General features: G+C 66.5%; 5 protein-coding genes and 1 pseudogene. 2 read left to right on the top strand and 4 right to left on the bottom strand.

Annotated elements, in window-relative coordinates; all coding sequences use genetic code 11:
• Window positions 1-517: 517 nt before the first annotated feature.
• The 4 genes from J7J50_RS23140 to J7J50_RS23125 form a co-directional block, all read right to left on the bottom strand.
• On the bottom strand, window positions 518-1,267 hold the full coding sequence (locus tag J7J50_RS23140; protein WP_215060122.1) for a 2OG-Fe dioxygenase family protein: 750 nt from the start codon (window positions 1,265-1,267) through the stop codon (window positions 518-520).
• 44 nt (window positions 1,268-1,311) lie between these two features.
• Window positions 1,312-1,707 (bottom strand): MAPEG family protein, encoded by a 396-nt coding sequence (locus J7J50_RS23135; protein ID WP_215060114.1) that lies wholly within the window; start codon window positions 1,705-1,707, stop codon window positions 1,312-1,314.
• Window positions 1,708-1,853: 146 nt separating this feature from the next.
• Entirely contained in the window at window positions 1,854-3,578 is a 1,725-nt protein-coding gene (locus J7J50_RS23130; protein WP_251044706.1) for a M28 family metallopeptidase, read from the bottom strand.
• A gap of 559 nt (window positions 3,579-4,137) precedes the next feature.
• Window positions 4,138-4,809: a hypothetical protein gene (locus tag J7J50_RS23125; RefSeq protein WP_215060112.1), complete on the bottom strand. Its 672-nt coding sequence runs from the start codon at window positions 4,807-4,809 to the stop codon at window positions 4,138-4,140.
• A gap of 244 nt (window positions 4,810-5,053) precedes the next feature.
• Between J7J50_RS23125 and gpmI the strand changes: the two genes are divergently transcribed.
• On the top strand, window positions 5,054-6,589 hold the full coding sequence (gene gpmI / locus J7J50_RS23120; RefSeq protein WP_215060110.1) for a 2,3-bisphosphoglycerate-independent phosphoglycerate mutase: 1,536 nt from the start codon (window positions 5,054-5,056) through the stop codon (window positions 6,587-6,589).
• Window positions 6,589-7,354: pseudogene (locus tag J7J50_RS23115) on the top strand (peptidase M23); the annotation flags it as partial. The gene gpmI and the pseudogene J7J50_RS23115, both read left to right, overlap by 1 nt.

The raw sequence follows: 7,354 nt of genomic DNA, 5'->3' as shown, positions 1-7,354 counted from the left end.
GGCGTTTTTCTTTGCGCCAAAAAACTTTATCTAACCGGCCCATTCGGCCGTAGTTACTGCGGCAGTTACTTCCAGCGCGCACTTAATCGGCTGCAGACGCAGATCGCGCCCGAAATGAAACCGGGGAATCGCGAAATGGAGCAGCGGTGACAGCGACAACAAACAGCATCAGCCGCGGAGGGGCGCCCTTCCCGCCGATCCGCTGAATCCTTACAACACGCTGCAGGGCGATCCAGGCCCCGGTGATCGGCGCTCCGACAGCGGGTCTTGCCGCCCCGTTAGCCTTGCCAGCTCGGCGGAAGTTTCGACTGCATTCGACTGTCGTAATCAAGGTGGGGCGGCGTTGGCGAATCAGCCGGAGCGTAGCTTCTGCTCAAGAATGAAATTTGCCCGGAGATGGCCAGGCCTGCTCTATCGGCCGGCCTACGACAGGTTGGAATGTCGAAGAAACGCATTCCTCCATTCCAAACCGAACCGCCGAAGTTGCGACGGCGTCAGGTCTGGTTGATGAGTCTTGTCACTGCGAAGCTGGCGTACCGTTGGCCCGAAACGTCACCACCAACACATCCCGATGCGCTTCGCGCTCCGGGGCCAGGGGCGTCACCGCAGTGACGCCATGAAATACGCGGGCATCGTCCACCAAGGCCGCGTCCAACGGCGCGGTCAGGGTGAAGCTGCCCAGCAAGCGGCGATCGCCGTCGTGAATGGTGGTCGTGCCGCTGACGATGTTGTGGCGATCGATCAGCAGCACCAGCACGTAGTCCACGCCGTCGCGATGCACGCCTTCGGGCGTGGGCTGGCCGTCCTGGTCGCTGCGCGCCTCGATGCGGAACTGATGCAGTTCGATATGCCAGGCCGGAGTCTGCGGGGTCAGCGCCGAAAAGAAGTCGCGGCAGAACGCGAGCACGGTGCCCAGTGTCTGGCCTTGCGCGATGTCGTCGCGTATCGGTTCGAACCAACGCTCGATATCGCCCTGCAGGGTGTTGTAACTCAGGCTCTGATAATGCGGCTGATGCGGCCGGCGTTCGATCGCGCCCTCGCGTCCGGCGCGGAACACCGCGTGGCGGCGTCGGCGTTGCTGGCCAACGCGGGCGAGGTAAGTGTCGGGCGCCAGATCGTTCCAGCTGTCGGCGAATACGTTCCAGTCCCGCAGGGAGCCGTGCTCTTGCAGGTGCGCGCGCATCTCCTCGCCAGCGACGAAACGAAAGCCGTCGTCGCGCAGCGATTGCGCGAATTCATTGTGATCGAAAATCGGGGCCGGAGACATGCGGACTCTGCGGATTGCTTAAGGCGATGGCACGGTGGTTTGGATCAGATCGAAGCCAACGCGGCCAGCGCCAGCAACGCCATCGCGCACAGGAAACCGATCGCCCAGACCAGGCTGCGCAGCGGCGCCTTGCCGGCGATATAGAACACGCCGTGCAGCACGCGGCAGACCACGAACACGATCGACAGGATCACGATCCAGTCCGTGTCCACGCCGGCCATCTGCGCGGCGAGCACGCCGGCGGCGAACGGGGCGAAGGCTTCGAAGGCGTTGAGGTGGGCGGCGTAGGCGGCGTTGGAGCGCGGGCTGTCCTGGCGCGCCTGCCAGGCGCGCGGGTCGCGGTTGTCGTAACGCTTGCCGTTGGCCTTGGCGACCGCGACCCACAGGTAGGGCATCAGCGCGGCGATCAACAGGCACCAATAGGCGATGGTCATGGACATGCGCGTTCCTTCGTGGGCGAACCGCGTTCGGCGGTGCGCTCAGCCTAGCGGAAAAAACGACGGCGCCCGTGGGCGCCGTCGTCGGATCGCTTTGCGGCCGCGGGCGGCCCGATCGCTGGATCGATCGGGCCGCGGCCGGCGGCGGCTTACTTCGCCGGCGCCATCAGCTTGTCGTGCGCGGCGCGGAAAGCGTTGCCTTCGTACCAGTTCGGCCATTGCTCATTGCCGGCCAGGGTCTTGCCGACGCCGTACAGCGCGTCCAGATCCTGGACCACGCCGTCGAGCTTCCAGGCCGGATCGAACTGGTCCGCCGGCTTGTGGTAGCGGTTGTCGCGGTAATCGATCTGCGCCTTCTGCCCGGCTTCCACGCCGCCGTCGAGCAGATCGTCGCCGCCCTTGGCGTACAGCGCGGGCACGCCGGCCTTGGCGAAGTTGAAGTGATCCGAGCGGAAGTAGAAGCCGTCCTGCGGCGTGCCCTCGGCATGCAGCACGCGCTGCTGGCCGTCGGCGACGGTCTTGAGGATGTCCTCCAGCTCCGAGCTGCCATAGCCGACCACGGTCATGTCGCGGGCCTTGCCGATGATCGGCATCGCGTCGAGGTTGATCACCGCGACGGTCTTGTTGAGCGGCACGGTCGGATGGGCGACGTAGTACTTCGAACCCAGCAGGCCGGATTCTTCCAGGGTCACCGCCAGGAACAGCAGCGAGCGATCCGGCGGCGGCGTCTGCTTGATGAAGGCTTCGGCGATTTCCAGGATGCCGGCCACGCCCGAGGCGTTATCGACCGCGCCGTTGTAGATCGTGTCCGGGCCGGTGGTCTTGGCATCGGCGCCGTGGCCTTCGTGGCCGCCTTCGCCGGTGTGGTTGCCCAGGTGGTCCCAATGCGCCATGTAGACGATGGCTTCATCCGGACGCTTGGCGCCGTCCAGGCGCGCGATCACGTTGCGCGAAGACTTCTGGCTGATCCTGCTCTTCAGATCCACCGAGGCCTTGGCCTGCAGCGCGATCGCCTTGAAGCCGCGCTTGCCGGCGGCCTGATACAGCTGGTCGAGGTTCTGGCCCAGGTCGCCGAGCAACTTGCGCGCGGCTTCGTTGGTGATCCAGCCCTGCACCGGCAGGCGCGGTTCCGGATCGTCCTTGGCCGGCAGATCGAATTGCGCGCCGGACCAGGAGTTCTTCACGACTTCCCAGCCGTACGAAGCGCCGGCGGTGTCGTGAATGATCAGCGCGGCCTTGGCGCCCTGGCGCGCGGCCTCTTCGAACTTGTAGGTCCAACGGCCGTAGTAGGTCATCCGCTTGCCTTCGAACAAGGTCGCGTCCTGGCCGTGGAACCCCGGGTCGTTGACGAACATGACGACGGTCTTGCCCTTGACGTCGACGCCGGCGTAGTCGTTCCACTGCTGCTCGGGCGCGTTGACGCCGTAGCCGACGAAGACCAGATCGCTGCCGTCGATCTTCACTTCCGGCTGGCCGGTGCGGGTGCCGACGACCATGTCGCTGCCGAACTTCAACTCGCGCGCCTGTCCCTTGACGTCGAGCTTGAGCGCGGTGGTTTCATCGGCCGTGGTTTCCACCATCGGCACGGTCTGGAAATAACTGTCGCCGTTGCCGGGTTTCAGTCCCAGGCGCTTGAACTGCGCTTCCAGGTACTGGACGGCCTTTTCCTCGCCGGCGCTGCCGGGCGCGCGGCCTTCGAATTCGTCCGAGGCCAGGACCTTGACGTGTTCGGCGAAGTCGGCGGCGTTGATGGCGGCGTCGAAGGCGTGATCGCCGGGCGCGGCGGTCTGCGCGGCCGGTTCGGCCGGCTTGGGCGCGTCGGCGGTGGCGGCAGGCTTGTTGCAGGCCGACAGGACCAGCGCGGCGGCGACCAGCGAGGTGGCTTTCAGCAGCGGGGTAGTTCGGGACAGGGGCGTTCGTGACAAGAGCGGAACCTCCAGGAGCGGCTCGTGGGCCGGGGGTGGGGGAGGTCCATTCTAGGTGCAGGCTCGGGCCTGTGTTGTCCGATCGAGCGGGTTCGCCGAACGGTGGGGTGGGGGATGGGGGCGATGCCGAGATCAAGGCCGAGGTCTAGGCCGATGTAGATGCAGATGCAGATGCAGATGCCAGAGCCGACGTACCCACCTGTCGTCATTCCCGCGAACGCGGGAATCCAGGGCCTTTCGTGCGAGAACGTTTGAAGTCGCTGGATTCCCGCGTTCGCGGGAATGACGATCTGGAAGGATGGCGCTGAAGTCTCTGGATGTTCGGCTCCGCCGAAGTAGAGCGGAGCCCGCCTTCGCGGGAATGACGGACTGGAGAGATTTCGCGGGACTGACGGTGTGGCGGAATGACTGGTGCTAAAGGCTGGTCACGCCACCCTCGCCCGCCTCCCTTCCTCGATCAAAAAAACAGCCAAAAGAAGAGAGTCGAGCCGAGGGGAAACCCCCGCCCTTACTTGAACTGCGGCGTAGGCGTACTGAACGCAATCGCCGTAGCGCCGCGAATCGAACCGGTCTTCGCGCTGGAGTGGACATACAACTCCACCTCGCGCTCGAACACCAGGCTGCCGTCCACGCGCGCGTTCGGGCCGATGATCACGCGCGGGGCGCGGCGCTCGGGAAAACTCAGGCCTTGCGGCTTGCTGTAGTGGATACCGCCGCTGATGTGCGAATCCACACCGACGGTGAGGTCGCCATTGACCGTTTCGATGCTGCCGGTGACGTCGGTATCGACCAGACCGATGGCGCCGTTGACGGTGCTGACCTTGCCGCGCACGGTGCCGCCGCGATCGACGAAGATGCTGCCGTTGACCGTTTCCAGGTCGGCGTTGGCGGTCAGGTTGGTGCCGGCGCGGATGCCGCCGTTGACCGTTTCCAGGCCGCCGGTCTGGGTGCTGGAACCCACGACGATGCCGCCGTTGACAGTCTGGACGTCTTCGACCCGGGCGTTGTCGCCGACCTTGATGCTGCCGTTGACGGTCTCCAGGTCGCCGCGGCGTTCGCTGGAGCCTACCGAGATGCTGCCGTTGACCTTGCTGATGCCGTCGTCGGCGAAAGCCAGCGGTGCCGACAGGCTCAGGGCGGTCAGCAGCGACAGGGCGAGGATTTGGCGAGTGCGCGTCATGGCGTGTTCCATTGTCTGAGTGGGCAAGCAAAGAGATGCGGCGAGCGCGCAAACGGTTTAACCCGAACACATCTTTGGCGATGATTCGTGCCGTAGATTTGCCGGATCAAGCACTTGCGTCGCACCCGGCGATGTCGCCCTGGCACGGATCGTCCGTTCCCCGAGGCTTCATCGCCCGCTTCGCTACAATCGCAGAACCCGCCCGCGGCGGCCCTTGCCCCTCGTCATATTAGGAATCCCCCACGTGTCAGCGACTCCCCGACCCAAGCCCGTAGTGCTGCTGATCCTGGACGGTTGGGGCCACCGCGACGATCCGACCGACAACGCCCTGGCCCAGGCCACTCTGCCGAACTGGGACGCGCTGGAGGCCAGCGAAGCCCACACCCTGATCCACACCGAAGGCCGCCACGTCGGCCTGCCGGACGGGCAGATGGGCAATTCCGAAGTCGGCCACATGAACCTGGGCGCCGGCCGCATCGTCTATCAGGACCTGACCCGCATCGATGCCGCCATCGAGGACGCCAGCTTCTACGCCAACGACGAACTGCGCGCGGCCTGCGCGGCGGCGAAGTCGGCCGGCGCGACCTTGCACCTGATGGGCCTGCTCTCGCCCGGCGGCGTGCACAGCCACGAGCGCCACATCTTCGCGATGATCGACCTGGCCCGCCGCGAAGGCGTGGCCCGCGTCGCCGTGCACGCCTTCCTCGACGGCCGCGACATGCCGCCCAAGTCGGCCGCGCCGAGCCTGCAACGGCTGCAGGACGCCTGCGCCGCCGCCGGCAACGCCCACATCGCATCGATCAGCGGCCGTTACTACGCGATGGACCGCGACAAGCGCTGGGATCGCCAGCTGCGCGCCTGGAACGCGATCGTCGAAGCCGACAGCGAGCAACGCGCCGCGACCGCGCAGGAAGGCCTGGACGCGGCGTATGCGCGCGGCGAAACCGACGAGTTCGTCGCCCCCACCGTGATCGGCGAAGCCAAGCCGATGGTCGACGGCGACGCGGTGGTGTTCATGAATTTCCGCGCCGACCGCGCGCGCCAGCTCACCGCCGCGTTCGTCGATCCGAATTTCGACGGCTACGCGGCGCGCCGGCCGAAGCTGTCGCGCTTCGTCTGCCTGACCGAATACGACGCCCGACTGCCGGCGCCGGTGGCGTTCGGCCCGGACGATCTGCACAACACCCTGGGCGAATTGCTGGCGGCCCATCGCCTGACCCAGCTGCGTATCGCCGAGACGGAAAAATACGCGCACGTCACCTTCTTCTTCAGCGGCGGCCGCGAAGACCCGTATGAAGGCGAAAGCCGCATCCTGGTGCCGAGCCCGAAGGTCGCGACCTACGATCTGCAGCCGGAGATGAGTTGCCCGGAAGTCACCGCCAAGCTCGCCGAGGCCATCCGCGCGCAGTCGGTGGACGTGGCGATCTGCAACATCGCCAATCCCGACATGGTCGGCCACACCGGCGACCTGCAGGCGGCGATCCTGGCCGCGCAGGCGGTGGACAAGGCGCTCGGCGTGATCGTCGCGGCGGTGCGCGAAGTCGGCGGCGCGCTGCTGATCACCGCCGATCACGGCAATCTGGAAATGATGCGCGACCCCGCCACCGGCCAGCCGCATACCGCGCATACCGTCGGCCCGGTGCCGCTGATCTATCTCGGCCCGCGCAAGGCCGGCCTGCGCGGCGGTGGCGCTTTGCGCGACGTCGCGCCGACCATCCTGGATCTGCTCGGCATCGATCAACCGGCCGAGATGACCGGCCGCAGCCTGTTGCAGCCCTGATGCGGTTCGCGCGCGCGTGGCTCATCGCGTGGCTGGCGGTTGTGCCGCTGGCCGCGCCCGTGGTCGCGCACGCCGCGGCGCAGAGCACCAGCCGCGAAGCCGAGCGCAAGCTCGAGAAGATCAAGACCGAACTCAAATCGGTCGCCGACGAACGCCGCAAGCTGGAAGGCCAGCGCGGCGACGCCACCCAGCAACTGCGCGCGGCCGACGAACAGGTCGGCCATTCCAACCGCACCCTGCGCGACATCGAAACCCGGCTGGCGCGCGAGCAGGCGTCGATGAAGCAGTTGCAGGCCAAGCGCGACGCGCTCAACACCAAGCTCGGCTCGCAACGCCAGGAGCTGGCGCGGCTGTTGCGCGCGGCCTACGCGCAAGGCAACGACGCGCCGCTGAAACTGCTGTTGTCGCAGGACCGCGTCGCCGACAGCGGCCGCATCCTGACGTATCACGGTTATGTGCAGCGCGATCGCGCCAAGCGAATCAATGAGCTCAGCGCGCAGCTGCGCGAGCTGGACACGCTGGAGCGGCAGATCGTCGAGCGTCGGGCCAGTCTGGACAGCACTCGCAAGCAGCAGCGCAGCCAGATCAGCCAGTTGCAGAAAGACCGCAAGGCGCGTGCTGCGTTGGTCGCGCAGATCAACGAAAAATACCAGGACCGCAGCACGCGCGAACGCGAGCTCGGCCGCGACGCCAAGGGCCTGGAGCAACTGCTGGCCAAACTGCGCGCCGCCGCCGCGCGCGCCGAAGCGCAACGCCGCGCCGCCG

The sequence above is a fragment of the Lysobacter sp. ISL-50 genome, assembly GCF_018612875.1.
Taxonomy (GTDB): domain Bacteria; phylum Pseudomonadota; class Gammaproteobacteria; order Xanthomonadales; family Xanthomonadaceae; genus Lysobacter.
This window is presented reverse-complemented; position numbering and strand designations above follow the sequence as displayed.